We start from the raw sequence: 24,968 nt of genomic DNA on the forward strand, positions 1-24,968 counted from the left end.
ATGTGTATGCAAACAAAATGTTTGTCAAATGTTAAATTAAGTTTGCAAACGGCTATTCCCACTGCTAGATTGAGAAAATATTGAACGATATGGCCTTTTAACACCCTAAATGGTCATAATTTAGTCCACTTTGTGAGGGCGATCATGGAAAATATAATGTACAAGCCAGTTATTGGCGTCGTGATGTGCAGAAACAGACTGAAGGGTCACCAGACCCAGACCCTGCAAGAAAAGTACCTGAATGCGATTATTCACGCCGGCGGGCTGCCGATTGCCCTGCCGCACGCGCTGGCCGAGCCGGAGCTGCTTGCCGATCTGCTCCCCAAACTGGACGGCATCTATCTGCCAGGCAGCCCCAGCAACGTTCAGCCGCACCTTTATGGTGAAAACGGCGATGAGCCTGACGCCGATCCCGGGCGTGATCTTCTGAGCATGGCATTAATTGCCGCCGCACTCGAAAGGCGCATCCCCATTTTCGCCATCTGCCGTGGGTTGCAGGAACTGGTTGTCGCCACCGGCGGGACTCTGTATCGTCGTCTTTTCGAGCAGCCGGAACTGCTTGAACATCGCGAAGATCCCGAGCTTCCGGTAGAGCAGCAGTACGCTCCCTCTCACGAAGTTCAGGTTCAGGAAGGAGGATTACTTTCTCAGTTAATACCGGGCTGCAACACGTTTTGGGTAAACTCACTACACGGCCAGGGAGCAAAAACGTTAGGCCCACGCCTGCGCGTGGAGGCCCGCTCTTCGGACGGGCTGGCGGAAGCGGTCAGCGTTAGCGACCACCCTTTCGCGCTGGGCGTACAGTGGCATCCTGAATGGAACAGTAGCGAATACGCCCTGTCGCGTATGTTGTTTGCAGGTTTTATCACCGCCTGTCAGAACCACGTTGCTGAAAAGCAGCGGCTCTGACCACTACAGTTAAGGAAATGCAAATATGAGCGATGACGGACTGGCGCCAGGGAAACGTCTGTCAGAGATCCGCCAACAGCTGGGTCTCTCACAGCGTCGTGCCGCCGAACTGTCTGGGTTAACACATAGTGCCATCAGTACCATAGAGCAGGATAAAGTCAGTCCTGCCATCAGTACGCTGCAAAAGCTGCTGAAAGTCTATGGGCTGTCGCTCTCGGAATTCTTTTCTGAACCAGAAAAACCTGATGAACCGCAGGTGGTTATTAATCAGGATGATCTTATCGAAATGGGCAGTCAGGGCGTTTCGATGAAGCTGGTCCACAACGGAAATCCGAACCGTACGCTGGCGATGATTTTTGAAACTTACCAGCCTGGAACCACCACCGGGGAGAGGATCAAACATCAGGGTGAGGAGATAGGCACCGTACTGGAAGGTGAGGTCGTGCTGATTATTAACGGTCAGTCGTATCATCTGGTTGCCGGACAGAGCTATGCCATTAATACCGGCATACCGCACAGCTTCAGCAACACCTCGGCAGGCGTTTGCCGAATTATCAGTGCCCATACCCCCACCACGTTCTAATTTTTAGCCTGAGCTGGTTTCAGGTTTTCTTCAGGCCCGCGCCGGTGGCTGAAATATTTCCGCCGGCGCGCAGAGTACGCAAATAGTTTATTTGCGTAGCGCGGAAATATAACTCTCCGCCGGCCGCAATACGATGCGCAAATAAATAGCGCTGAACGGTATTTGACTCCGGGGATCTTGCGTATCCCAACGCATCGGCTGAGCTCTGGCCGAAGCCGCCCCGCGCTGTCTGAAAATACCTGAGATTATTATCCGATTAGCTTATGAATACTCTTACCCGCTTATATTATGATGGAGTCTATATATGGATTTTCAGCATCTAACCTACTGGCAGGAACAAGCAAAGAACCTGCAACCGGAAACCCGTTTATTTATTAACGGAGAATATTGCTCCGCCGCCGATAATAGCACCTTTGAAACCATCGACCCCGCCGCTCAGCAGACGCTGGCCCACGTGGCGCGCGGTAAAAAAGCCGACGTCGAACGCGCCGTTCAGGCCGCGCGCAGCGTCTTCGATCGCGGCGACTGGTCCCAGGCCTCGCCGGCCCGGCGCAAGGCGGTGCTGCATAAATTTGCCGACCTGATGGAAGCCCATCGCGAAGAGCTGGCGCTGCTGGAAACCCTCGACACCGGCAAACCGATCCGCCACAGCCTGCGCGACGACATTCCCGGCGCGGCGCGGGCGATCCGCTGGTACGCCGAGGCCATCGATAAAGTCTATGGCGAAGTTGCCCCGACCGGGGCGAACGAGCTGGCGCTGATCGTTCGCGAACCGATTGGCGTCGTCGCCGCGGTTGTGCCGTGGAACTTCCCCCTGCTGCTGGCCTGCTGGAAGCTGGGCCCGGTGCTGGCGGCCGGCAACAGCGTGATCCTTAAGCCGTCAGAAAAATCGCCGCTCAGCGCGCTGCGCCTTGCCGGACTGGCAAAAGAGGCCGGGCTGCCGGACGGCGTGCTCAACGTCATCAGCGGCTTCGGCCACGAGGCGGGCCAGGCCCTCTCCCTGCACCCGGATGTTGAAGTCATCACCTTTACCGGCTCGACCCGCACCGGCAAGCAGCTGTTAAAAGATGCCGGCGACAGCAATATGAAGCGCGTGTGGCTGGAGGCCGGCGGCAAAAGCGCCAACATCGTCTTCGCCGACTGCCCCGATCTGCAAAAAGCGGTGAACGCCACCGCCGGCGGCATCTTCTACAACCAGGGCCAGGTGTGCATCGCCGGCACTCGTCTGCTGGTCGAAGAGAGCATCGCCGACGAGTTTCTCGCGCGTCTGCAGGAGCAGGCGAGCCTCTGGCAGCCGGGCAACCCGCTCGATCCCAACACCACGATGGGCATGCTTATCGATAACACCCACGCCGACAGCGTTCATAGCTTTATTCGCGCCGGAGAGAGTAACAGCACCCTGCTGCTCGACGGGCGCAAAAACCCGTGGCCGGCGGCCATTGGGCCAACCATTTTTGTCGACGTCGATCCCGCCTCGCCCATTAGCCGGGAAGAGATCTTTGGCCCGGTGCTGGTGGTGACCCGCTTTAAAACCGAGGAACAGGCGCTGCAGTTGGCCAACGACAGCAGCTATGGCCTCGGCGCCGCGGTGTGGACCCGCGATCTCTCCCGCGCCCACCGCCTGAGCCGCCGCCTGAAGGCCGGCTCGGTCTTCGTCAACAACTATAACGATGGCGATATGACCGTACCTTTTGGCGGCTACAAGCAGAGCGGAAACGGACGCGATAAGTCCCTGCATGCGCTGGAAAAATTCACCGAACTGAAAACCATCTGGATTGCTCTGGAGTCCTAATCATGACCGAACATACCACCAGCTATTACGCCGCCAGCGCCAACGCCTATGAGCCGTTCCCGACGCTGGATGAATCCATCAGCTGCGACGTCTGCGTCGTCGGCGGCGGCTATACCGGCCTCTCCTCGGCCCTGCATCTTGCGGAACTGGGCTACGACGTGGTGCTGCTGGAAGGCGCGCGCATCGGCTTCGGCGCCAGCGGCCGCAACGGCGGCCAGCTGGTTAACTCCTACAGCCGCGACATCGACGTGATTGAACGCACCTACGGCCCGGATGCGGCAAAAATGCTGGGCAGCATGATGTTTGAAGGCGGCGATATTATCCGCGAACGCATCGCGCGCTATCAGATTGCCTGCGACTACCGCCCCGGCGGCCTGTTCGTGGCGATGAACCATAAGCAGCTGGAGACGCTGGAGGAGCAAAAAGAGAACTGGGAGCGCTACGGCAATAACCAGCTGGAGCTGCTGGACGCCGCCGCTATCCGTCGCGAAGTCAACAGCGACCGCTACACCGGCGCGCTGCTCGACCACAGCGGCGGTCATATTCATCCCCTGAATCTGGCCATCGGTGAAGCGGACGCTATCCGCCTCAACGGCGGCCGGGTGTACGAGCGCTCGCCGGTCACGCAGATCCAGCACACCAGCCCGGCGGTGGTCAGCACCGCCCGCGGTCAGGTCACCGCGCGCTACGTTATCGTCGCCGGTAACGCCTATCTCGGCGATAAGCTCGAGCCGGAGCTGGCGAAGCGCAGCATGCCCTGCGGCACCCAGGTGGTCACCACCGAGCCGCTCTCCGACGAGGTGGCGCGTTCGCTGATCCCACAGAACTACTGCGTGGAGGACTGCAACTACCTGCTGGATTACTACCGCTTAACCGGCGATAACCGCCTGCTCTACGGCGGCGGCGTGGTGTACGGCGCCCGGGACCCGGACGACGTCGAGCGCCTGATTATGCCCAAGCTGCTGAAAACCTTCCCGCAGGCTGAAGGGGGTGAAGATCGACTATCGCTGGACCGGCAACTTCCTGCTGACCCTGTCGCGGATGCCGCAGTTCGGCCGTCTCGATAAGAACATTTATTACATGCAGGGCTACAGCGGCCACGGCGTGACCTGTACGCATCTCGCCGGCAGGCTAATTTCCGAACTGCTGCGCGGCGACGCCGAGCGCTTCGACGCCTTCGCCAAACTGCCGCACTATCCGTTCCCGGGCGGGCGCAGCCTGCGCATTCCGTTCACCGCGATGGGTGCCGCCTACTACAGCCTGCGCGATCGCCTCGGGGTGTAATCCCCCGCGCCGGTCAACGTCATTAATTTTTGCTAAAAAGGTGTGAAACATGAACAACAGCGAATTTCATCAGCGTCGTCTTGCAGCAACCCCGCGCGGCGTGGGCGTGATGTGCAACTTCTTTGCCCAATCGGCGCAAAACGCCACCCTGACCGACGTCGAAGGTCGGGATTACATCGACTTTGCCGCCGGCATCGCCGTGCTGAATACCGGGCATCGCCATCCGGAGCTGGTCGCCGCCGTACAGCAGCAGCTGCAGCAGTTTACCCATACCGCCTACCAGATTGTGCCCTACGAGAGCTACGTCGCGCTGGCCGAGAAGCTTAACGAGCTGGCGCCGGTGCGCGGTCCGGCCAAGACCGCCTTCTTTTCTACCGGCGCCGAAGCGGTAGAAAACGCGATTAAAATTGCCCGCGCCCATACCGGACGGCCCGGGGTGATCGCTTTTGGCGGCGGCTTCCACGGCCGCACCTACATGACGATGGCGCTGACCGGTAAAGTAGCCCCCTATAAGCTGGGCTTCGGGCCGTTCCCCGGCTCCGTCTACCACGTCCCCTATCCGTCAGCCCTGCACGGCGTTACCACTCAGGATGCGATAACCGCCATCGAGCGTCTGTTTAAGGCCGATATTGAAGCCAAACAGGTGGCGGCGATTATTTTTGAACCGGTACAGGGCGAAGGTGGTTTTAACGTCGCGCCTAAAGAGCTGGTCGCCGCCGTGCGCCGCCTCTGCGACGAGCACGGCATCGTGATGATCGCCGATGAGGTACAGAGCGGTTTTGCCCGTACCGGCAAGCTGTTCGCGATGGATCACTATGCCGACAAGCCGGATCTGATGACCATGGCGAAGAGCCTGGCGGGCGGCATGCCGCTCTCCGGGGTGGTCGGCAACGCGCAGATTATGGACGCGCCGGCGCCGGGCGGATTAGGCGGCACCTATGCCGGTAACCCGCTGGCGGTGGCCGCCGCCCACGCGGTGCTGAATATTATTGATAAAGAGGGTCTGTGCGCCCGCGCGCAGGCTCTCGGCGAACGCCTGGCTGCAACGCTGGAAGAGGCAAAAGCCTGGTGTCCGGGGCTGGCGGAAGTGCGCGGCGTGGGTTCGATGATTGCCGCCGAGTTCGTTGACCCGGCGAGCGGCGAACCTTCGGCAGCGCTGGCGCAGGCGATCCAGCGCCGGGCGCTGGAGCAGGGCCTGCTGCTGCTGACCTGCGGCCAGTACGGCAACGTGATCCGCTTCCTCTATCCGCTGACCATCCCGGACCCGCAGTTCGCCAGCGCGCTGGCTATTTTGCAAAACGTGACTCGCCCGTAGCGCTCTCGGCCGGCGGCCTGCGCCGCCGGCTATTTCGCCTCGTCGCTGACGATACGCTGCTGCGGATAGTGCTGCTGAAAATAGTGGCGCAAAAACTCCACGGTAGCGCGAATTTTAGCTGAGGTCGCCAGCCGCGACACGTATACCGCCCAGACGTTGGCGGGCTGGTAATAGTCCGGCAGCAGGTGAACCAAATGACCGCTGGCGATATTTTCATTCACGTCCCACCAGGAGCGTAAAGCGATCCCCTGACCGTCAAGGCACCACTGATGCACAATTTCGCCGTGGTTCGACGACAGCGGGCCGGTGACCTTAATCGCCCTTTCCCCCTCTTTACCCTGCAGCTGCCACACGCCGAAGGGCCGATCGCGCTCTTTAATCACCAGGCACGGCAAGGCCGCCAGATCGCTGAGCTGTTTAGGCTGCGGATAACGCGCCAGAAAGCCCGGCGAGGCGCAGAGAATGCGGTGATTGCTCGTCAGCTTGCGGGCAATCAGGTTCGGAGCAATATCGTCCCCCACCCGAATATCTAAATCCACGCCTTCGTTGACCAGATCCACCAGCCGGTCTTCGACATCAAAGCGCAGCTCCATCTGAGGGTACTGCGAGGCCAGCGCCGACAGGGCGGGAGCCACCACCCGTCGGCCAAAGCCAAAGCTGCTGATAATGCGCAGCGTACCCTGCGGGACCTGACGGACGTCGGAGAGTTCGTCCATCATCTGATCGACATCCTGCAAAATGCGCTGCGCCCATTCGTAGATGCGCTCCCCCTCCTCGGTGATGGTGACCCGCCGCGTGGTGCGGTGTAAAAGCACCACGTTCAGGGTCTGCTCAAGCAGGGAAATTCGCTTGCTGACGAAGGCCGGAGAGACCCCCAGCTCTTCGGCGACGGCGGCAAAACCGGCGCGGCGGGCAACCAGCATAAACACGCGTAAATCATTTAGCAGCGGCAGATTATTCATGATCTGTGTTTTATGTTTCACCAGTTAGCGTGATTAATTATGAACCAGTCAATTATAGGATAAGGGGGAAGTCAATTCCGAACGCTAATAAGTGAGAACCGATATGAAGAAAACCTGGCGCATTGCCGCCATCCCCGGTGACGGTATTGGTAAAGAAGTTTTGCCTGAAGGTATTCGCGTCTTACAGGCCGCGGCCGAACGCTGGGATCTGGCGCTGAGTTTTGAGCAGATTGAGTGGGCGAGCTGCGAATATTATACCCACCACGGCAAAATGATGCCGGACGACTGGCATGCTCAACTCAAAGAGTTCGATGCCATCTATTTCGGCGCCGTCGGCTGGCCCGATACCGTACCGGATCACGTCTCCCTGTGGGGATCGCTGCTGAAGTTTCGCCGCGAGTTCGATCAGTACGTCAACCTGCGCCCGGTGCGCCTGTTCCCCGGCGTGCCCTGCCCGCTGGCGGGGAAAAAGGCCGGTGATATCGATTTCTACGTGGTGCGTGAGAATACCGAAGGCGAATACTCGTCCCTTGGCGGGCGCGTGAATCCGGGCACCGAGCACGAGGTGGTGATTCAGGAGTCGGTGTTCACCCGCCGCGGCGTCGACCGCATTCTGCGCTACGCCTTTGAGCTGGCGCAAAGCCGGCCGCGCAAAATCCTCACCTCGGCGACCAAGTCCAACGGTCTCGCCATCAGCATGCCTTACTGGGACGAGCGGGTTGAGGCGATGGCGCAGAACTACCCGGAGATCCGCTGGGACAAGCAGCATATCGATATCCTCTGCGCCCGCTTCGTGCTACAGCCCGAGCGCTTTGACGTGGTGGTCGGCTCCAACCTGTTTGGCGACATTCTCTCCGACCTCGGCCCGGCCTGTACCGGCACCATCGGTATCGCCCCTTCGGCGAACCTTAATCCCGAGCGCACCTTCCCGTCGCTATTTGAGCCGGTCCACGGCTCGGCCCCGGATATTTACGGCAAAAATATCGCCAACCCGATAGCGACTATCTGGGCCGGGGCGATGATGCTTGATTTCCTCGGCGCGGGCGACGCGCGCTACGAAGCGGCACATAACGGTATTCTGGCAGCGATTGAGCAGGTTATCGCCATCGGGCCCAAAACGCCGGATATGCAAGGCGCAGCCTCGACTCAGCAGGTCAGCGAGGCGATTTGTCAGGCTATTCTGCGTTAAGTGGGAGTCCGCTGCCGAATGGGCAGCACGCCCGACGCCCGGGACTACCGCGATGAACGGTAGCCCCGGGCGAACCGTAGGCACGCAGTGACGATATCTGCTGCCAAAGGTGCACAGCTACCGCATTTGTAAGTATCCCGCCTGAACGAACTATTCACTTATGGATATATTCCATCATACCAATTACGTCTCCTGAGAAGAGCGCTATGCGTAAGCTCCGATTCACCGAACGCCAGCTTAAATCCGTGCTGACCAGCAGGTAACGGTCATAACGAACCACCTCCGGCGTTCGGACATATTCATCAGGAGCGAGGGCCTAAACATTGAGAGTGACGGTGACAGAAGGCGTGGGTACAGCGGCATCGCGCGGCTGTAGTTTCTGGGGTGAAGAGGAACAGCCGGACAGCAAAAACAGCAGTAGAACAGCAGTAGAACAGCAGTAGAACAGCAGTAAGGGTCTTACAACGAGGTTGAAATTTCATCCGGAAATTTCCCGTATGGTGATAGAACAGGCCTCACTGTGCGAAATTCCCCCACATTCGCTCAATTAACAACTGATTTTCCTCAAATGAAAAATAACGCCGACCGGAAGGTCAGCGTTTCGGCGTGATAATAAGCGTCAAGCCACTTTGTGAGGCCGGTGAGTCACATCACCACGACCATCAAGCAGACCTGCGACAGAAATATCTTCATCCAGCGCATCCCAGTGAATACCGCGAGGGCTCAGCTCATAGTTATTCAACTGTTCCACAGAAGCATGAAGCAGACGAGGAAACCATGCCAGCGGCACCCCGATTATCCTGGCATCGCTGAGTTTCACCCACATAGTGGATTCATCGAAGCTGACGCTCTTAGCTGAAATAGTCATTTCAGGCCTCCAGAAACAACGTTTGGTTATCTTCAACAACCCCAGCCAGCTCTTTTAATACTCTGGCGTCAAATCCATCATTGCTGGCCAGATCAACAGAAGGAGCCAGTCAGAACTTTGCTTCATTACCTGCTTTCATCACATGAATAGGTGCAGGTTCGAGCGGATTGCCCTCATTTGAGTAAAAAAAGAACCTGAAACCGTTGACCCTGAGTATAACAGGCATACAAAAATCCTTAAGTTATCCTTTGGATAATGATGCGGGGAGCTTTCTATATTAAGGCTATTTTCCCGCCAGCCGCTATCGCTGGCGAGAGCGCTGTTTATGCGACCGCACGTCTCACTCAGCGGCCCACTCCACCCGGCCGCGGCCGTTGTTTTTCGCCTTGTACAGCGCTTCATCCACTTTCTTGATAAACGCGTCCTGCGGCTCATCGCGGCCGCGCATGCCGACGCCGATGCTTACCGACAGCGGGTAGTCGCTGTTAATCAGAATGGTGCGCACGTTCTCCAGAATCGACTGCGCCAGGCTCCGCACCTCGTCAGGCGACATCCCGTCAACGATAATGGCGAACTCCTCGCCGCCAATCCTCGCCGGCTGTATTTTATCGCTGGTTAATTTTGCCAGCTGCTTGCCGAGCGCAAACAGCACCTCGTCGCCCGCCAGGTGACCGTAGGTGTCGTTTATTTTCTTGAAGAAATCGATATCGAGAATCATCAGCGCCAGCTGATGGCCCTGCTTTTCGCGAATGCTATCGATAAAGAAGCGTCGGTTCGGCAGCTGGGTTAATTCATCTTTAAGCGATTGCGATCGCGCGTCGACGTAGAGAATGTTAATGCGATCGATAATTTTGTAGATCCCGATCGTGGTCAGAAGCATACCCAACAGACGCAGCAGGTCTTCACAGTAGTAGCCCATCCATCGCGGCTGGACGAAAATCTCATCCATTAAGTCGAAGGTGCCGCCGGCGATCCACAGCAGCAGCCCGTAGCGCACCCAGTTAATCGCCACGTGGCTCATTCTGACTTTTGCCGAATTCCACAGCATAAACACCAGAAACAGCAGGGCCAGCAGATCGATATAGAGTCCGGAGTTGGCAAATATCACGCGCCAGGGGCCTAAGGGTTGCGAGATGAAAATACAGAGCGCCGAAACGGCGATAATCACCAATAGCGCGGGCAGCAGGTTAAACCGGGAGGTGGCCAGCGCGGCTCTGGGAGGCAAATGTTTTTGTAAATCAGGCATTGGCATGTCTCTCAAACAACGTTGTCTCTCGCAAAACGCAGCATAGCAGCCCGATGAGATTCGGCGCAGCAAAAAGCCGCGTTGCAGGCGCATAAATAAGGTGGCGTGAAGTGGCTATAACGGCGGATAAAGAGAGTGGACTGACCCCGCGGAATGTTTCCAACTGACTACCAATCCATGGCGACGAGGTCAGTGCCGCGGATGGTATAGCGATCGCCTGCGGCATTTTTAGCATTTAGTGCTAATTTTATTGCAAATCCCCATTGCTTCTACTGTCGAAGCGGGAAAGAGCGTCAGGTCATATCGCTCAACGCCAGGGTTGCCTGGCTAAACGCGGCGATCGCCAGGGCAACGTCCACCGCCGTCACCGACTCCGCCGGATGATGGCTGACGCCGCCCTTGCAGCGAACAAACAGCATCCCTACCGGCCAGCGTTCGGCCATCGCGATGGCGTCGTGCCCGGCGCCGCTCGGCAGCGCCAGGGAACGATCCTGTACCCGGCACACGGCCGCGCTCAGCACCTGCTGCAGCCGCTCATCGCAGGCGGTGGCCGCAATCCGGTAGAACTCCTCGGAGCCAAACTGCAGGCCGCGGCGGCCGGCAATCGTCCGCGCATCGTCGAGCAGCGTGCCCAGCAGCGCCTCTAACGGCCCCTCCTGCGGGCCGCGAATATCAAGGCTCAACGTCACCTCGCCGGGGATCACGTTGACCGCCCCCGGCGCGCAGTGCAGGGTGCCTACCGTGGCCACGAGGTTGCCTCCCCGCTGGCGGGTGCGGCTCTCAATCAGCGTCATCCATTCGGCGGCGGCGGCCAGCGCATCCCGGCGATGGCTCATCGGCACCGTCCCCGCGTGGCCCGCCTCGCCGGTAAAGCGGCAATTCAGGCGGCGCGCGCCGTTGATGGCCTCAACCACGCCCAGCGCCAGCCCCTCCTGTTCGAGGCACGGCCCCTGCTCGATATGCAGCTCGAGGTAGGCGGCAATCTCCTCTACCCGGCGGGCGGCGAGCGCGATCCGCGTCGGATCGAGCCCGGCCTGGACCATCGCCTGCGCCACGCTGGCGCCTTCGGCATCGGTCTGCGCCAGCCAGCCCTCGGGCCAGGTGCCGGTCAAACCCCGGCTGCCGAGCAGAGTAATGCCGAAGCGCGTCCCCTCCTCATCGCCGAAGCCGACAATCTCAACGGCTTTCGCCAGACGACGGCCCTGCTGATGGAGGCGGTGTACGACCTCGATCGCCGTCAGCACTCCCAGCATGCCGTCGTAGCGCCCGGCGTTGCGCACGGTATCGAGATGCGAACCTAACAGAATGGCCGCGGCTCCTTCCCGCTCCCCTTCGTAGCGTCCGCAAATATTGCCGACGCTATCCTGCCAGACGCGCATCCCGGCCTCGGTCATCCAGCGGGCGACCTGCTGGTTGGCCTGCAGATGCTGCGGCGACAGATAAACCCGGGTCAGGGCATCCGCGCTTTCGCTGATCGCCGCCAGCTCGTCGGCCCGCGCCATCACCCGCGCCGCGGCCTGCGCCCACTCCGCCTGCTGGCGTACCGCCTGGCTCATTGCGGCGTCTCGCTGCGGTAGTGGTCCCACGCCGCCTGCATCGCGGCGCCCTGAGTGGTGGCAAATTTGAGGTGATTCAGCACCGACTCCAGAGCGCTGAGGGTGGTCATCACGCAATCTTTGCGCGCGTTATAGCCCATCGTGCCGATACGCCATACCTTGCCGTGCAGCGGGCCGAACGAGGTGCCGATCTCGATGGCGAAATCGTCGAGCATGATTTTACGCAGCTGGTCGCCGTTGATCCCCTGCGGGATAACCACCCCCAGCACGTTGTTCATCTTGTGCCGCAGGTCGCCGAAGGTCTCCAGCCCCATCGCCTGGATCCCCTTCAGCAGCGCATCGCCGTGCAGCTTGTGCCGGGCAATGCCGTTGTCCAACCCCTCCTCAAGGATCAGGCGGGCGCATTCGCGGGCGGCGAACAGCGCCGAAGTGGCCTCGGTATGGTGATTCAGGCGCTCCGGCCCCCAGTAATCCATGATCATGCCGAGATCGAAGTAGTTGGAGTAGATCGCCTCATCAACGCCGTCGAGATGGGCGTCGGTGCGAATCCCCTCCTCCACGCATTTGCGGCGGCGTATCACCTCTTCCATTCGTGCGCTGAGGGTGACGGGCGAGGTGCCGGACGGGCCGCCCAGGCACTTCTGCATCCCCGCCGATACCGCATCCAGCCCCCAGGCGTCGCTTTCGAGGGCGTTACCGCCCAGCGACGCGGTGGCGTCGGTATAGAACAGCACGTCGTAGCGGCGGCAGATTTCGCCCAGCTCGGCCAGCGGCTGCAGCATGGTGGTGGAGGTATCGCCCTGCACCGTTAACAGCAGGCGCGGGCGGACGCGCCTGATCGCCTCTTCAATTTGGTCAGGGGTGAAGACTTCGCCCCACGGCACCTCAATGGTATGGACCTCGGCGCGGCAGCGGCGGGCGATTTCACACAGCAGGTGGCCAAAGCGGCCGAATACCGGCACCAGCACCCTGTCGCCGGGACGAATAGCGGAGACCAGAATCGCCTCAATGCCCGCGCGCGAGGTGCCGTCCACCAGCATCGTCCAGCGGTTATCGGTGCGAAACACGCCGCGATACAGGGCCATCACTTCGTTCATATAGTGGGTCATCGCCTGGTCATACTGACCGATAAGCTGGCTCGACATGGCGCGCAGCACGCGCGGGTCGGCGTTGATCGGCCCCGGCCCCATCAGCAGGCGCGGCGGCGGGTTGATTTGCGAAAACTGAGCGATATCCATCTTACATTCCTTAGTATGCCTATCCCGGTAGGCGTAATTATTGCAGGCAGTTCGAACACGGACAGCGCGGAAAAACCGGAGCGTACAGGTAGTACGTGCGGATTTCGGGCCGCGCCGCGGTGCAAAACGGCGAATAGGGCCAGACGCTTAATTCAGGCCGCGCACGGAGGAGATAAACTGCTTCAGCTCGAGAGTCTGCGGGTTGGCAAACAGCGTTTTGCTGTCGCCCTGTTCCCAGACGCGCCCCTGATGCATAAACACCACGCGGTCGCCCACTTCCCGGGCAAAATTCATTTCATGAGTGACGAGGATCAGCGTCATCCCTTCGGCGGCCAGCTGTTCAAGCACCTTGAGCACTTCGCCAACCAGCTCGGGGTCCAGCGCCGAGGTGATCTCGTCGCACAGCAGAACCTTCGGCGACATCGCCAGCGCCCGGGCAATCGCTACCCGCTGCTGCTGGCCGCCGGAAAGATTGGCCGGATAGTAGTCCAGGCGGTCGCCGAGCCCCACTTTTTCCAGCATCTGCCGGGCCAGCTCGCGGCACTCGGCGGCGCTCTTTTTCAGCACCCGCCGCGGGGCCAGCATCACGTTTTCCAGCGCCGTCATGTGCGGGAACAGGTTAAAGTTCTGGAACACCATCCCGATGGAACGGCTGATCTCGCGGGCCTGCGAATCGCGGTCGGTAATGGTCATCCCGCCGAGCTTAATGCTGCCGTCCTGATACCCTTCCAGGCCGTTGATGCAGCGCAGCAGCGTGCTTTTCCCCGAGCCGCTGCGGCCGATAATCGAGATCACCTCGCCCATATCGATATCCAGATCGACGCCCTTGAGCACGTGGTTGTCGCCGTAGTACTTCTGCATCTGATTAATGGTGATGAGAGGCATTGAATTTGTTCTCCAGATAGCGGCTGTAGCGGGACAGCGGGTAGCACAGAATGAAGTAGCCCAGCGCCACCAGCGCAAAGACCTTAAACGGCTGGTAGGTGACGTTAGTCAGCATCGTGCCCGCTTTGGTCAGCTCGACGAAGCCGATAATCGACGCCAGGGCGGTGCCTTTGACCACCTGCACCGCGAAGCCCACCGTCGGGGCGATGGCGATGCGCAGCGCCTGCGGCGCCACCACGCGATACAGCGTCTGGGCGAAGCTCAGCCCGAGGCAGCGCGAGGCTTCCCACTGCCCTTTCGGCAGGGCGCGGATGCTGCCGAACCAGATATCGAGCAAAAAAGCGCTGGTGTAGAAGGTCAGCGCCAGCGACGCGGCGGTCCACGGCGAGACGTCGATGCCGAACAGCGCCACGCCGAAGAAGGCCAGGAACAGCTGCATTAACAGCGGCGTGCCCTGGAACAGCTCGACGTAGCCGCGGATCAGCCGCTTAACCTGCCGCCCGCCGGTCAGACGCAGCAGCAGCAGCGGCAGCGTCACCAGCGCCCCGCCGAGAAACGCCGCCAGCGACAGCAGCACCGTCCAGCGCCCGGCCAGCAGCAGATTGCGGATAATGTCCCAGTCGGTAAAGGTGGCCATCATGCCTGTACTCCCAGCCATTTTCGCCCCGCCGCCATCAGCAGCTGACGCATTGTTATCGACAGCGCCAGGTAGATCCCCGTCGTCACCAGATAGACCTCAAAGCTGAGGAAGGTGCGCGACTGGATCAGGTTCGCCGCGAAGGTCAGCTCCTCATAGGAAACCTGCGACACTACCGACGATCCCAGCATCACGATGATGCACTGGCTCACCAGCGCCGGATAAATCCGCTGCAGCGCCGGCGGCAGAACCACCTGAATAAAGGTCTGCGTGCGGCTAAGCCCCAGCACGCGCCCGGCCTCCCACTGCCCCCTGGGAGTAACCTGAATCCCGGCGCGCACGATTTCGGTACTGTAAGCCCCGAGGTTAACCACCATCGCCAGCAGCGCGGCCTCGCCGGCGGTCATCTTTAAGCCTAAATTGGGCAGGCCAAAGACGATAAAAAACAGCTGCACCACGAACGGCGTATTGCGAATCGACTCCACGTAGCCGCCCCAGATGCGGCTAAACCACGTCGGACGCCCGCTGCGAATCGCGGCGCCGAGAATGCCCAGCGCCAGGCCCCCCGCCGTCGCCAGAGCCGTCAGCTGCACGGTCACCCACAGCCCTGCCAGCAGCTCTGGCCAGTGCGGCCAGAGTGCAGAAAAATGAAGTTGTTCCGTCATTCCGGGACCTATGCGCCAAAGCCTGCGGGCAGCGGCGCCTTCAGCCACTGCTGCGACAGCGCGTTGAGCGTGCCGTCCTTAACCCCTTGCTCAATCAGCGCGTCCACCTTCTCCTTCAGCGCCGGCTCGTTCTTTTTCAGGCCGATAAAGCACGGCGAATCCTTCAGCATAAAGCTCGCGACCGGCGCCTTCTGCGCATTTTGCCGGGAGATCGCCGCCACCACGAGGTTACCGGTCGCCAGGTACTGCACCTGCCCGGAGAGGTAGGCCGACAGCGTGGTGTTGTTATCCTCGTAGCGCTTGATCTGCGCCTCTTTCGGCGCCAGCTCGCTCAGCACCATATCCTCCACCGCGCCGCGGGTAACGCCGACGGTTTTCCCGCTCAGCGCCGCCGCGTCCTTCAGCTCCTGCCCCTTCGGTCCGAAGACGCCGAGGAAGAACGGCGCGTAGGCACGGCTGAAATCAATCACCTTCTCACGTTCGGCATTCTTGCCGAGGCTGGAGATCACCAGATCGACCTTATCGGTTTGCAGGTAAGGCACCCGGTTGGCGCTGGTTACCGGCACCAGCTGCAGCTTGAGCTTCATCTGCTTCGCCAGATAGCGCGCCATATCGATGTCATAGCCCTGGGGCTGAAGATCGGTACCCACCGAGCCAAACGGCGGGAAATCCTGCGGCACCGCGATACGGATAACGCCGCGCTTTTCGATATCCTGCAGCTGGTCGGCTTTGGCCGCGCTCATTTGCGTGAACAGACAGGCGGCCCCGGCCAGTGCGATCAACAGTTTTTTCATGATGTTTACCCGTTACGTTAGTATGAAACAAAAGATTCTTTAAATAAACTTTTGCAACTAATGTGCCAGATATACGTTACGCCGACCCCAACGCGGAAGGCGCCATTAACTAGCGATTAAACAAGGAAAATAGAGAGAAAGCGGGGAAATATCGCCCTCTCTCACCGGCGTAAATACGCACCAAAATAATGCAAAGCACCAGACTGACGCCCCATTATCGCTGTTCGAGCTCGTCCAGCTGCTGATAAAGGGTGGCGATTTCGTGAATGCGCGGGCGACCTTTATCGAGGATCTCATGCAAAAAGGCGTTGGCCAGCAGATTGATCAGGCTGTTGACCGACGCATAGCTATCGTAGGCCGAGACGCTATCGAGCGGCGCGCAGAGCTGCCAGCGGGCCAGCGGGAACAGGCCGTGCGCCTGCGGCTCGCACATCAGCAGCACCGGAACGCCGCTGGCCTGGAGCTGCTGCAGCAGCGGGCGAATAAGCCGCGGGCGGCGGCGAAAGGCCATCACCACCACCACATCTCTGGCCGACAGATCCACCAGTTCCTCGCTTAAACTTTGCCCCGGCTGCGGCAGCACCTGCACCTGACCACGCGCCTGCAGCAGCTGCTGGCGCAGGTGTAGCGCCGCCGGATAAGCGTTGCGCATGCCGATGATAGCCACCCGCTCGGCGGTGACCATCGCGTTAATCGCTTCGGCAAACTGGCGCGCGTCGAGAGCGTTGACCCACTGGGTCAGGTTGGCCATCTCCTGCTTATAATGGCGCGCCAGCAGCGTGTTGCCCTGCACCGCGTCGCGGTTATCGGTCAGCGGCATCCCGCTCTGGCGCAGGGTACGCAGCTCGTCGCGCATATCCTTATACTTCTCATACCCCAGCCGCTTGAACAGGCGGCTCACCGTCGCCTTCGACACCCCGCTCAGCTGCGCCAGCTCGGCGCTGTTATAGCTAATCAGGTCATCGAAGTGATCGAAAATAAAATCCGCCACCCGCTGCTCCTGGGGCGACAGGGCGGCGTACTGCCCTTTCAGTCGTTCATCAAGCTGTTGCATAAGGCCCCTGTAACTTTTGTTTCACCAAACTATACCCGTGATACTCAGCGCTGGCGATGCGTCCGCCGCGGTTTTCGCTATATATGCCCGGCCAGCAGCGCACATAACGTTGCATCTCCTTCCTTTCACGATGCGTGCCAGTGCGGAAAACAGCGTCGGCGGCAGGGAATGAAACTTTGGGTTCAGAAGTGGAACGGCTTTTGCACTCTGAAAGAATACATCGCGTCACGAGGACAACGAATGCACAGTCATGTATCCACCCGGGGGATGGCGGTCGCCCCCCATCACCTGGCGAGCCAAAGCGCGCTCGCCGTGCTGCGCGAAGGCGGCAGCGCAATCGAAGCGATGGTCGCCGCGGCGGCCACCATCGCCGTAGTTTATCCCCATATGAACGGGCTCGGCGGCGACGGCTTCTGGCTTATCGTGCCGCCGGAAGGGGAACCGATCGCGATCGACGCCAGCGGCGCGGCGGGCTCGGGAGCAACGCTGAGCGCCTATTCCGACCTGCGGCAGATCCCGCACCGCGGCCCGCGCGCCGCGCTGACCGTCGCCGGCACCGTCAGCGGCTGGGACGAAGCGCTGCGGGTGTCGCGATCCCTGAGCGGAAAAGCGCTGCCGCTGACGCGCCTGCTGGAAGATGCTATCGGCTACGCCAGCGGCGGTATTCCGGTCACCGAATCCCAGGCCAGCGCCACCGCCGGCAAGCTTGATGAACTTCGCGAACTGCCGGGGTTTGCCGGGACCTTTCTGATCGACGGCCAGCCGCCGGTCGCCGGCAGCCGCTTTCGTCAACCGGCGCTGGCCAACACCCTCAGACGGCTGGTCGATGAGGGGCTGGATAGCTTCTATCGCGGCCCGCTGGCCGCAACCCTGGCCGATGGTATGGCGCAGTACGGACTGCCCATTACCCTCGACGACCTCCGGCAGCATCGCGCCCGCCGCCCTGCGCCGCTGAAACTTACGCATCAGCACGGCGAGCTGTGGAACCTGGCGCCGCCGACCCAGGGGCTGGTGTCGCTGGCGATTCTCGGCATGACCGATCGCCTGGCGATGGCCGAGGCCGATGAGGCCCTGACCGTACACCGCATCGTTGAGGCGACCAAGCTGGCCTTTAGCCTGCGCGACGCCCATATCACCGACCCGCGCCACCTTGATGTCGATATCCAGAGTCTGCTCGAACCCGAGGCGCTGCAGGCGATGGCCGGGCGGATCAGCGATCGGCGGGCCGCCCCGTGGGGCGCCGGCAAGGGGCCTGGCGATACGGTGTGGATGGGGGTCATGGACAGCAGCGGGCTGGCGGTCTCCTTTATTCAAAGCATCTACCATGAGTTCGGCAGCGGCGTGGTGCTGCCGGAGAGCGGGATTGTCTGGCAGAACCGCGGCGCTTCGTTCAGCCTCGATCCGCAGCACCTGCTGGCGCTGGCTCCCGGCAAGCAGCCGTTCCACACCCTTAACCCGGCGGCGGCCCGCCTCAGCGATGGCCGGGTGATGGTGTACGGTTCGATGGGCGGCGACGGCCAGCCGCAAACTCAGGCCGCCCTTTTCACCCGCTACGTCCTGCAGGGGGTGCCGCTGCAGGAGAGCATTTCCCGGCCGCGCTGGCTGCTGGGGCGGACATGGGGACAAACCTCCGACTCGCTGAAGCTGGAGGGCCGCTTTACGCTGCAGAGCATCGCCCATCTGCAGGCGCTGGGGCATGAGGTCGACGTGCTCGACGATTTCAGCGAGGTCATGGGCCACGCCGGCGCCATCGTCCGTCATCCGAATGGCCTGCTTGAAGGGGCATCCGATCCGCGCAGCAACGGCTCAGCCGCCGGTTATTAGGAGTTCAGCATGCAAAAAGTGACGCTCGACTGGAACACGTACCTGGCGCAAATGGAGCAGATCCTCGGGATGGAGCTGGATGAAGCCCGCCGCGCCGAGCTTCAGCTACAGTTCAGCCGCATCGCCGCCATGGCCGAACCGCTGATGGCCTTCCCCCTTGATGAACGCCTGGAGATCGCCGGAGTGTATAAAGCATGATGCTTAACCAAATGACGATTAGCGAGATCCAGCGCGCGCTGCAGGCCGGAGAGCTCAGCGCCCGGGAGATCGCGCGCCGGACCCTCGACGACATTGCGCGGGTCAACCCGCACATCAACGCCTGGACCACGGTGACGGAAGCGCGAATGCTCGCCGAAGCGGAGAGTATTGATACCCTGCGCCGGGGCAAGCAGCCGCTGCCGCCGCTGGCCGGAGTCCCCTACGCGGTGAAGAATCTGTTCGATGTCTCCGGGCAGACCACCCTCGCCGGCGCCCGGCTGTTTAGCGAACGCGCGCCCGCCGCCGCCGACGGCTGGGCGGTGCGCCAGTCTGCACGCCGCCGGCGGACTGCTGTCGGGGATGCTCAATATGGATGCCTACGCCTACGGCTTTACCACCGAAAATAGCCACTACGGCGCGACGCGTAACCCCCATGACCTGGCGCGTATCGCCGGCGGTTCATCCGGCGGTTCGGCGGCGGCGGTGGCGGCCGGGCTGGTGCACTTCGCCTTAGGCAGCGATACCAACGGCTCCATCCGCGTACCGGCCTCCTTATGCGGTATTTTTGGCCTTAAGCCGACCTTTGGCCGCCTGTCGCGATCCGGCAGCCATCCGTTCGTCGCCAGCCTCGACCACATTGGCCCCTTAGCCCGCAGCGTTGGCGACCTCGCCGCGGTCTACGATGCGCTGCAGGGGCGCGATCCCGGCGACGGTTTCCAGGCCGATAAGCCCAGCGAACGCGCCAGCAACCTGCTGCCGCGCGGTCTGGATGGCCTGCGCTGCGCGGTGCTCGGCGGCTATTTTAGCCGCTGGTGCGATGACGACGCGCGGGCCGCCGTTGTCCGGGTGGCCCAGGCCCTCGACGCTCGTGAAGAGCTGCTGTTCCCCGAGGCCGAGCTCTCCCGCTCGGCGGCGTTTATCATCAGCGCCTCCGAAGGCGGCAATCACTACCTGCCGGCGCTGCGCCGCGAGCCGGAACGCTTCGAACCCCACTCCCGGGAGCGGCTGCTGGCCGGGGCGATGATCCCGGGAAGCTGGTATATTCAGGCCCAGCGTTTTCGCCGCCACGCCCGGCAGGCGTTTCAGGCGCTGTTTGCCCACGCCGATATTCTGATCGCCCCGGCAACGCCGCGCAGCGCCACGCTCATCGGCGAGCAGACGATGGAGATCAACGGCCATATGCTGCCGGTGCGCGCCAGCATGGGAATGCTCACCCAGCCCATCTCCTTCGTCGGGCTGCCGGTCGCTACGGTGCCGCTGCGCAGCGCCGCCGGGCGGCCGATTGGCCTGCAGCTGATCGCCGCTCCGTTTAATGAACAGGCCTGCCTGCGGGCAGCGCGCGTACTGGAAGAGATGGGGCTTACCGATGCCAGCCCTGCGGAGGTAATAGCATGATCGATCAGGATAATATTAACCGGCCTCGCGTTCTGGCCGAGGTCACGGCCGCCTTTTATCGCTATGAAGAGGCGCTGGTCAGCAACAACGTCGCGGTGCTCGACGAGCTGTTCTGGGAGGATAAACGCACCGTGCGCCTCGGCGCCGGGGAGAATCTCTACGGCGCCGACGAAATCCGCGCCTTTCGCGCCGCCCGCCCGGCGGCCGGGCTCCAGCGCGAGCTGCGCCACACGGTGATCGTCAGCTTCGGCGAGGATTACGCGGTGTGCAGCACCGAGTTCACGCGTGAGGGCAGCGATCGCGTGGGCCGCCAGCAGCAGACCTGGGTGCGCTTTCCCTTCGGCTGGCGCATCGTCGCCGCCCATGTGAGCCTGATGAGCTAACCAACGCGGCCGGTACAACCGGACCGGAGCAGGCTCCGGTCCGGTCATCGGCTAGCGACGAAACGGAAACGCCTCCCGCCAGCGGTCGGCAATCTGCTGGCGGGTGCAGACCCACACCTGCTCATGCTGCTGGACGTAATCGAGGAAGCGCTGCAGGGCCCGAAAGCGCCCCGGCCGGCCCAGCAGGCGGCAGTGCATGCCGATAGACATCATCTTCGGCGCCTCGCTCCCCTCTTCATACAGCACGTCGAAGCTATCTTTGAGGTAGGTATAAAACTGCTCCGCGGTATTGAACCCCTGGGCGGTAGCAAAACGCATGTCGTTGGTATCGAGGGTATAGGGCACGATCAGATGCGGCCTGCGCGAACCGTCGCCGCACGGCACCTCGACCCAAAACGGCAGATCGTCGCCGTAGTAGTCGCTGTCGTAATCAAAGCCGCCGTGTTCGACCACCAGCCGGCGAGTGTTGGGGCTGTCGCGCCCGGTATACCAGCCGGTGGGCGCCCTGCCGAAGAGATCGGTTAAGACCTGCACCGCCTGCTGCAGGTGCGCGCGCTCGGTCTCGATATCCATCTGCTGATAGTGGATCCAGCGCCAGCCGTGGCTGACCACGTCGTAGTCGGCGGCCCTGATCGCCGCCACGATATCCGGATGCCGCGCCAGCGCCATCGCCACGCCGAACACGGTCAGCGGCAGCCCGCGCTGGCTGAACTCGCGGTGAATGCGCCAGAACCCGGCGCGGCTACCGTACTCATACAGCGAGTCCATCGACATATGCCGGTCAGGGTAGCTGGCGGCGCCAATAATATCGGAGAGAAACTGCTCGGAGCCCGCGTCGCCGTGCAGGACGTGGTTCTCCGCTCCCTCCTCATAATTTAAAACAAACTGTACGGCGATACGCGCGTTCTGCGGCCACGGCGCGCGCGGCGTCTGGCCGGCGTAGCCGCGCAGATCGCGAGGATAGTCCTGATTAAAAAGCGCTGACTGCTGATCCATCTCCCACCTCTTCACTAATCGCTATCCGTTAAATGACTGAAATCTGCCGCCTAAATCTTTCGCTTCCGGAAAAGCTAAGTCCCCCTGCTTGCTGGTCGACAGGCCGAGCGCCACCAGCGACTCGACCATTTTTACCGCCGCGCTGACGCCGTCGATGACCGGAACGCGCAGCTCGCGAGTGAGCTCCTGCGCCAGCGTCGCCATCCCGCCGCAGCCCAGCACAATCGCCCCGCAGCCATCCTCCTTCAGCGCCTGAACGCAGCGCTGACGCACCAGCTCCTGCGCCCGCCCGCTGCCGTCCTCCAGCGCCAGCACCGGCAGATCGATGGCGTGCAGCCCGGCGCAGTGGTGATAGAAGCCATACTGGTGCAGCAGGTGACGGGCGATAATCAGCGTGCGCGGCAGCGTGGTGACGATGGAAAAGCGGGTGGCCACCAGCGTCGCCATATGCATCGCCGCTTCGGCGATGCCGACAACCGGCCCCTGCGCCAGCTCGCGCGCCGCCAGCAGCCCCGGATCGCCAAAACAGGCGATCACGTGGCCTGCGACGCCCTGCTGGCGCCCGGCCTTAATTTGTTCGAGCACCCCGACCGCAGCGATGGCTTCATCGAAGTGCCCTTCGATGGAGGGCACCCCCTCCGTCGGGCAGACCGCCAGAATCTCGGTTCCCGGCGCGGCCGCCGCCCGCGCGGCGGCGCCGATGGTCTCGGTCATGGCGCGGCTGGTGTTGGGATTAATCACTTGTATACAAAAGGCAGACATTACGGCTCCTTGTAGCCGGCAAACAGCCGGGCGAAATCGGGCAGGGAAACGCCCGCCCGGTCAAAGCGCAGGCTGGCAACAATATGGGCAAAGTGGTGGGTCAGCGCCTCGCTCAGGGGCCGCAGATCCCCGGCGCGCAGCAGCCCGATCAGCTGCCCGTGATCGTCGCAGCGGCAGCCCTGGCGCCACGGCGAACCCCATGCCGCAATGGCTAATGACGAGCGTTGGCTCAGGCGGGTTACCATATCGGTAAGCACCTGGTTAGCGGAGATCGCCTGCAGCTGAATATGGAATTCGGCGGAGTAGCGGATCGCCGCCGGACCATCGCAGGCTTCATGCGCCTGCTGCTCCTGGCGAATAATCGCCTCCAGCGCCGCCAGATGCGGCGGCCGGCAGCGGGCCAGCACGTCGGGCAGATTGGCCACCTCCAGCAACTCCCGCGTACGGAAAATATCCCGCGCCTCTTCCTCCGTGGGGCTGGCAACCTGTGCACCACGTTTGGGCGCCAGGGTGACCATTTGCACAGCGGCGAGTCGCTGTAGCACCTTGCGGATCCCGGTGCGGCTGACGCCAAAGACCTCCGCCAGCGCCTCCTCCGGCAGCTTGCTGCCCGGCGGCAGTCTGATGTTCAACGATGGCGGTCATCAGCGCCTGATAGATGGCTTCATCCTTGTCCTGCAGGCCTGGCGCGGCGTGCAGACGATTTTGGTGACTCATTAACCGGCTCCGTATTCACGTTTCGATATCAGACTGTATACATAAAAATTAAGTATTGCATACAAGATTAACTATTTTGGCCTAATTCCTGCAACAGCCTCAGCAATCCATATCAGGGGTTTCATCAAGAGGAGCAGGTTTCATGCCACATTCACAAAATACGCATCAGGTTAAGGCCGCGGGCTCCAGCGCCGGCTACAGTCCACGGCTGTGCAATGAGGATCTGGCGCCGACGCGCGATCAGAACTGGAGCTGGTACAACATCTTTTCCTTCTGGATGTCGGACGTGCATAGCATGGGGGGCTACGTGGTAGCGGCGAGTTTCTTTACTCTGGGCTTAGCCAGCTGGCAGGTGCTGCTGTGCCTGCTGGTCGGCATCTGTATCGTTCAGCTGTGCGCCAACCTGGTGGCCCGCCCCAGCCAGATGGCCGGCGTGCCCTACGCGGTGATCTGCCGCCAGGCGTTCGGCGTCTTCGGCGCCAATATTCCGGCGGTGATCCGCGGGCTTATCGCCTTTGCCTGGTACGGGATCCAGACCTATCTGGCCGCCAACGCCCTGATGCTGGTGCTGCTCAAGTTCTGGCCGTCGCTGGCGACGCTTACCGCCGGCAGCTTCCTCGGGCTGTCGCATCTCGGCTGGCTGTGCTTCGCCACCATGTGGCTGCTGCAGGCGATGGTGTTCTGGCACGGGATGAGCGCCATCAAGCGCTTTATTGATATCGCCGGTCCGGCGGTCTACGTGGTGATGCTGGCGCTGGCGGGCTGGATTGTATACCAGACCGGCTTCGACGGGATCTCCTTTACCCTCGCCAGTAAGTCGCTGAGCGCCGGGGAGCAAACCTGGCAGATGATCACCGCTACCGCGCTGGTGGTCTCCTATTTCTCCGGCCCGCTGCTTAACTTTGGCGACTTCTCGCGCTATGGCAAAAGCATGGGCGAAATCCGCCGCGGCAACCGCTGGGGCCTGCCGTTTAACTTCCTGCTGTTCTCTATCGTCACCGTGGTGATTGTCTCCGGGACGCAGTCGCTGTTCGGCCGCATGATAACCGACCCGATCGAGACCGTGAGCCGCGTGGGTAACGACCTGGCGGTGGCCATCGGCCTGCTGACGATGATCACCGCGACCATCGGGATCAACATCGTCGCCAACTTTGTCTCCCCGGCCTTCGACTTCTCCAACTGCTCGCCGCAAAAAATCAGCTTCCGCACCGGCGGCATGATCGCCGCGGTGGGGTCGATCCTGCTCACTCCGTGGAACCTGTTCAACTCCCCGGAGCTTATCCACTACACCCTCGACGTGCTGGGGGCGTTTATCGGCCCGCTGTTCGGCATTCTGCTGGTTGATTTCTACCTGATTAAGCGCGGGAAAGTTTCGGTTGACGATCTGTTTGACGACACGCCGAAAGGAGAATACTGGTATCGCAACGGCTTTAACCCGAAGGCCATCGCCGCGCTGGTGCCATCCGTGGCTATCGGCCTGGTTATCAGCTTTATCCCCGCCCTGCATGAGGTTGCCAACTTCAGCTGGTTTATCGGCGTGTTCCTGAGCGGCGCCGCCTACCGCTGGATTGCCCGCGACGATCGCGCCGCCGTCGCCACCGCGCGCTATGACGCCCGCGCCGTGGCGCAGAAAGAGTAATTTCCCCTCTCTGGCCGCGCCCGCCGGCGCGGCATACCCCTCACCCACTACGGCTGGCATCAATATTGCTTTAAATT

At 61.4% G+C, this 24,968-nt stretch carries 21 protein-coding genes and 5 pseudogenes; 11 read left to right on the forward strand and 15 right to left on the reverse strand.

Translation table 11 applies throughout. The annotated features are described in order from the left end of the window. Positions 1-156: 156 nt before the first annotated feature. From puuD to puuE (ABOC21_RS15465), 5 genes and pseudogenes are all read left to right on the forward strand, one after another. Positions 157-909: a gamma-glutamyl-gamma-aminobutyrate hydrolase gene (gene puuD, locus ABOC21_RS15445; RefSeq protein WP_426815173.1), complete on the forward strand. Its 753-nt coding sequence runs from the start codon at positions 157-159 to the stop codon at positions 907-909. 25 nt (positions 910-934) lie between these two features. Further along, a complete protein-coding gene (gene puuR, locus ABOC21_RS15450; RefSeq protein WP_426815174.1) occupies positions 935-1,492 on the forward strand; it encodes an HTH-type transcriptional regulator PuuR in 558 nt (185 codons plus the stop codon). A gap of 304 nt (positions 1,493-1,796) precedes the next feature. Beyond that, entirely contained in the window at positions 1,797-3,284 is a 1,488-nt protein-coding gene (gene puuC / locus ABOC21_RS15455) for an aldehyde dehydrogenase PuuC (RefSeq protein ID WP_426815175.1), read from the forward strand. 2 nt (positions 3,285-3,286) lie between these two features. Next, positions 3,287-4,568, forward strand: a pseudogene (locus ABOC21_RS15460) (NAD(P)/FAD-dependent oxidoreductase). Positions 4,569-4,617: 49 nt separating this feature from the next. Then, positions 4,618-5,883 (forward strand): 4-aminobutyrate transaminase, encoded by a 1,266-nt coding sequence (gene puuE, locus ABOC21_RS15465; protein ID WP_426815176.1) that lies wholly within the window; start codon positions 4,618-4,620, stop codon positions 5,881-5,883. Positions 5,884-5,912: 29 nt separating this feature from the next. On the opposite strand, the gene ABOC21_RS15470 is transcribed toward puuE (ABOC21_RS15465), so the two are convergent. Next, positions 5,913-6,866 carry a LysR substrate-binding domain-containing protein gene (locus ABOC21_RS15470; RefSeq protein WP_426815177.1) on the reverse strand — a complete coding sequence of 318 codons (954 nt, stop codon included), beginning with the start codon at positions 6,864-6,866 and terminating at the stop codon, positions 5,913-5,915. Positions 6,867-6,948: 82 nt separating this feature from the next. Between ABOC21_RS15470 and ABOC21_RS15475 the strand changes: the two genes are divergently transcribed. Then, positions 6,949-8,034, forward strand: a complete 1,086-nt coding sequence (locus tag ABOC21_RS15475) for a tartrate dehydrogenase (protein WP_426815178.1) — start codon at positions 6,949-6,951, stop codon at positions 8,032-8,034. 241 nt (positions 8,035-8,275) lie between these two features. On the opposite strand, the pseudogene ABOC21_RS15480 reads toward ABOC21_RS15475, so the two are convergent. The 11 genes and pseudogenes from ABOC21_RS15480 to hpxU form a co-directional block, all read right to left on the reverse strand. Next, positions 8,276-8,482 (reverse strand): annotated as a pseudogene (locus tag ABOC21_RS15480) (hypothetical protein); the annotation flags it as partial. 171 nt (positions 8,483-8,653) lie between these two features. After that, on the reverse strand, positions 8,654-8,902 hold the full coding sequence (locus ABOC21_RS15485) for a DUF2442 domain-containing protein (protein ID WP_426815179.1): 249 nt from the start codon (positions 8,900-8,902) through the stop codon (positions 8,654-8,656). Between the two features lies 1 nt (position 8,903). Continuing rightward, positions 8,904-9,128, reverse strand: a pseudogene (locus ABOC21_RS15490) (DUF4160 domain-containing protein). A gap of 114 nt (positions 9,129-9,242) precedes the next feature. After that, the gene (locus tag ABOC21_RS15495; protein WP_426815180.1) at positions 9,243-10,148 is read right to left on the reverse strand and encodes a diguanylate cyclase domain-containing protein; all 906 of its coding nucleotides are present in this window, start codon (positions 10,146-10,148) and stop codon (positions 9,243-9,245) included. A 293-nt stretch (positions 10,149-10,441) separates the two neighbouring features. Then, positions 10,442-11,704 (reverse strand): allantoate amidohydrolase, encoded by a 1,263-nt coding sequence (hpxK, locus tag ABOC21_RS15500; RefSeq protein WP_426815181.1) that lies wholly within the window; start codon positions 11,702-11,704, stop codon positions 10,442-10,444. Next, positions 11,701-12,942 (reverse strand): pyridoxal-phosphate-dependent aminotransferase family protein, encoded by a 1,242-nt coding sequence (locus ABOC21_RS15505; RefSeq protein ID WP_426815182.1) that lies wholly within the window; start codon positions 12,940-12,942, stop codon positions 11,701-11,703. Before ABOC21_RS15505 ends, hpxK begins: the two co-directional genes overlap by 4 nt. A gap of 147 nt (positions 12,943-13,089) precedes the next feature. Then, on the reverse strand, positions 13,090-13,827 hold the full coding sequence (locus tag ABOC21_RS15510; RefSeq protein ID WP_426815183.1) for an amino acid ABC transporter ATP-binding protein: 738 nt from the start codon (positions 13,825-13,827) through the stop codon (positions 13,090-13,092). Next, complete coding sequence (locus ABOC21_RS15515; protein ID WP_426815506.1) at positions 13,808-14,464, reverse strand: amino acid ABC transporter permease; 657 nt, start codon at positions 14,462-14,464, stop codon at positions 13,808-13,810. Before ABOC21_RS15515 ends, ABOC21_RS15510 begins: the two co-directional genes overlap by 20 nt. Next, complete coding sequence (locus ABOC21_RS15520) at positions 14,464-15,129, reverse strand: amino acid ABC transporter permease (protein WP_426815184.1); 666 nt, start codon at positions 15,127-15,129, stop codon at positions 14,464-14,466. The genes ABOC21_RS15515 and ABOC21_RS15520 overlap by 1 nt, the downstream gene beginning before the upstream one ends. Positions 15,130-15,137: 8 nt before the next feature. Further along, positions 15,138-15,923 (reverse strand): transporter substrate-binding domain-containing protein, encoded by a 786-nt coding sequence (locus ABOC21_RS15525; protein ID WP_426815185.1) that lies wholly within the window; start codon positions 15,921-15,923, stop codon positions 15,138-15,140. Positions 15,924-16,137: 214 nt separating this feature from the next. Beyond that, positions 16,138-16,977, reverse strand: coding sequence for a MurR/RpiR family transcriptional regulator HpxU (gene hpxU / locus ABOC21_RS15530; protein WP_426815186.1), 840 nt, complete (start codon positions 16,975-16,977; stop codon positions 16,138-16,140). A gap of 240 nt (positions 16,978-17,217) precedes the next feature. Between hpxU and hpxW the strand changes: the two genes are divergently transcribed. The 4 genes and pseudogenes from hpxW (at position 17,218) to hpxZ (ending at position 20,777) form a co-directional block, all read left to right on the forward strand. Further along, a complete protein-coding gene (gene hpxW / locus ABOC21_RS15535) occupies positions 17,218-18,801 on the forward strand; it encodes an oxamate amidohydrolase (RefSeq protein ID WP_426815187.1) in 1,584 nt (527 codons plus the stop codon). 9 nt (positions 18,802-18,810) lie between these two features. Further along, a complete protein-coding gene (hpxX, locus tag ABOC21_RS15540) occupies positions 18,811-18,999 on the forward strand; it encodes an oxalurate catabolism protein HpxX (RefSeq protein ID WP_426815188.1) in 189 nt (62 codons plus the stop codon). After that, positions 18,996-20,394 (forward strand): annotated as a pseudogene (locus tag ABOC21_RS15545) (AtzE family amidohydrolase). The gene hpxX and the pseudogene ABOC21_RS15545 overlap by 4 nt, the downstream one beginning before the upstream one ends. After that, a complete protein-coding gene (gene hpxZ, locus ABOC21_RS15550) occupies positions 20,391-20,777 on the forward strand; it encodes an oxalurate catabolism protein HpxZ (protein ID WP_143716984.1) in 387 nt (128 codons plus the stop codon). The pseudogene ABOC21_RS15545 and the gene hpxZ overlap by 4 nt, the downstream one beginning before the upstream one ends. Before the next feature lie 51 nt (positions 20,778-20,828). On the opposite strand, the gene puuE (ABOC21_RS15555) is transcribed toward hpxZ, so the two are convergent. The 3 genes and pseudogenes from puuE (ABOC21_RS15555) to ABOC21_RS15565 all read right to left on the reverse strand — a co-directional run bounded on the left by puuE (ABOC21_RS15555) (position 20,829) and on the right by ABOC21_RS15565 (position 23,252). Then, positions 20,829-21,773 (reverse strand): allantoinase PuuE, encoded by a 945-nt coding sequence (gene puuE, locus ABOC21_RS15555; RefSeq protein WP_426815189.1) that lies wholly within the window; start codon positions 21,771-21,773, stop codon positions 20,829-20,831. Positions 21,774-21,794: 21 nt separating this feature from the next. Then, entirely contained in the window at positions 21,795-22,535 is a 741-nt protein-coding gene (gene hpxA / locus ABOC21_RS15560) for an allantoin racemase (RefSeq protein WP_426815190.1), read from the reverse strand. Next, positions 22,535-23,252, reverse strand: a pseudogene (locus ABOC21_RS15565) (GntR family transcriptional regulator). The gene hpxA and the pseudogene ABOC21_RS15565 overlap by 1 nt, the downstream one beginning before the upstream one ends. A gap of 142 nt (positions 23,253-23,394) precedes the next feature. Here ABOC21_RS15565 and ABOC21_RS15570 point away from each other — a divergent pair. Further along, positions 23,395-24,891, forward strand: a complete 1,497-nt coding sequence (locus tag ABOC21_RS15570) for an NCS1 family nucleobase:cation symporter-1 (RefSeq protein ID WP_426815191.1) — start codon at positions 23,395-23,397, stop codon at positions 24,889-24,891. Positions 24,892-24,968: the final 77 nt, after the last annotated feature.

It is taken from the genome of Klebsiella sp. WOUb02 (assembly GCF_050058015.1).
Taxonomy (GTDB): domain Bacteria; phylum Pseudomonadota; class Gammaproteobacteria; order Enterobacterales; family Enterobacteriaceae; genus Klebsiella.

Coding starts and splice junctions, on each gene's coding strand:
- ABOC21_RS15515 (WP_426815506.1), bottom strand. CDS start 14,464: ATGGCCACCTTTACCGACTGGGACATTATCCGCAATCTGCTGCTGGCC.
- hpxW (WP_426815187.1), top strand. CDS start 17,218: ATGCACAGTCATGTATCCACCCGGGGGATGGCGGTCGCCCCCCATCAC.
- ABOC21_RS15510 (WP_426815183.1), bottom strand. CDS start 13,827: ATGCCTCTCATCACCATTAATCAGATGCAGAAGTACTACGGCGACAAC.
- ABOC21_RS15475 (WP_426815178.1), top strand. CDS start 6,949: ATGAAGAAAACCTGGCGCATTGCCGCCATCCCCGGTGACGGTATTGGT.
- ABOC21_RS15570 (WP_426815191.1), top strand. CDS start 23,395: ATGCCACATTCACAAAATACGCATCAGGTTAAGGCCGCGGGCTCCAGC.
- hpxZ (WP_143716984.1), top strand. CDS start 20,391: ATGATCGATCAGGATAATATTAACCGGCCTCGCGTTCTGGCCGAGGTC.
- hpxA (WP_426815190.1), bottom strand. CDS start 22,535: ATGTCTGCCTTTTGTATACAAGTGATTAATCCCAACACCAGCCGCGCC.
- puuD (WP_426815173.1), top strand. CDS start 157: ATGTACAAGCCAGTTATTGGCGTCGTGATGTGCAGAAACAGACTGAAG.
- ABOC21_RS15505 (WP_426815182.1), bottom strand. CDS start 12,942: ATGGATATCGCTCAGTTTTCGCAAATCAACCCGCCGCCGCGCCTGCTG.
- puuE (WP_426815176.1), top strand. CDS start 4,618: ATGAACAACAGCGAATTTCATCAGCGTCGTCTTGCAGCAACCCCGCGC.
- ABOC21_RS15520 (WP_426815184.1), bottom strand. CDS start 15,129: ATGACGGAACAACTTCATTTTTCTGCACTCTGGCCGCACTGGCCAGAG.
- ABOC21_RS15495 (WP_426815180.1), bottom strand. CDS start 10,148: ATGCCTGATTTACAAAAACATTTGCCTCCCAGAGCCGCGCTGGCCACC.
- hpxX (WP_426815188.1), top strand. CDS start 18,811: ATGCAAAAAGTGACGCTCGACTGGAACACGTACCTGGCGCAAATGGAG.
- hpxU (WP_426815186.1), bottom strand. CDS start 16,977: ATGCAACAGCTTGATGAACGACTGAAAGGGCAGTACGCCGCCCTGTCG.
- ABOC21_RS15525 (WP_426815185.1), bottom strand. CDS start 15,923: ATGAAAAAACTGTTGATCGCACTGGCCGGGGCCGCCTGTCTGTTCACG.
- puuE (WP_426815189.1), bottom strand. CDS start 21,773: ATGGATCAGCAGTCAGCGCTTTTTAATCAGGACTATCCTCGCGATCTG.
- ABOC21_RS15485 (WP_426815179.1), bottom strand. CDS start 8,902: ATGACTATTTCAGCTAAGAGCGTCAGCTTCGATGAATCCACTATGTGG.
- puuC (WP_426815175.1), top strand. CDS start 1,797: ATGGATTTTCAGCATCTAACCTACTGGCAGGAACAAGCAAAGAACCTG.
- puuR (WP_426815174.1), top strand. CDS start 935: ATGAGCGATGACGGACTGGCGCCAGGGAAACGTCTGTCAGAGATCCGC.
- hpxK (WP_426815181.1), bottom strand. CDS start 11,704: ATGAGCCAGGCGGTACGCCAGCAGGCGGAGTGGGCGCAGGCCGCGGCG.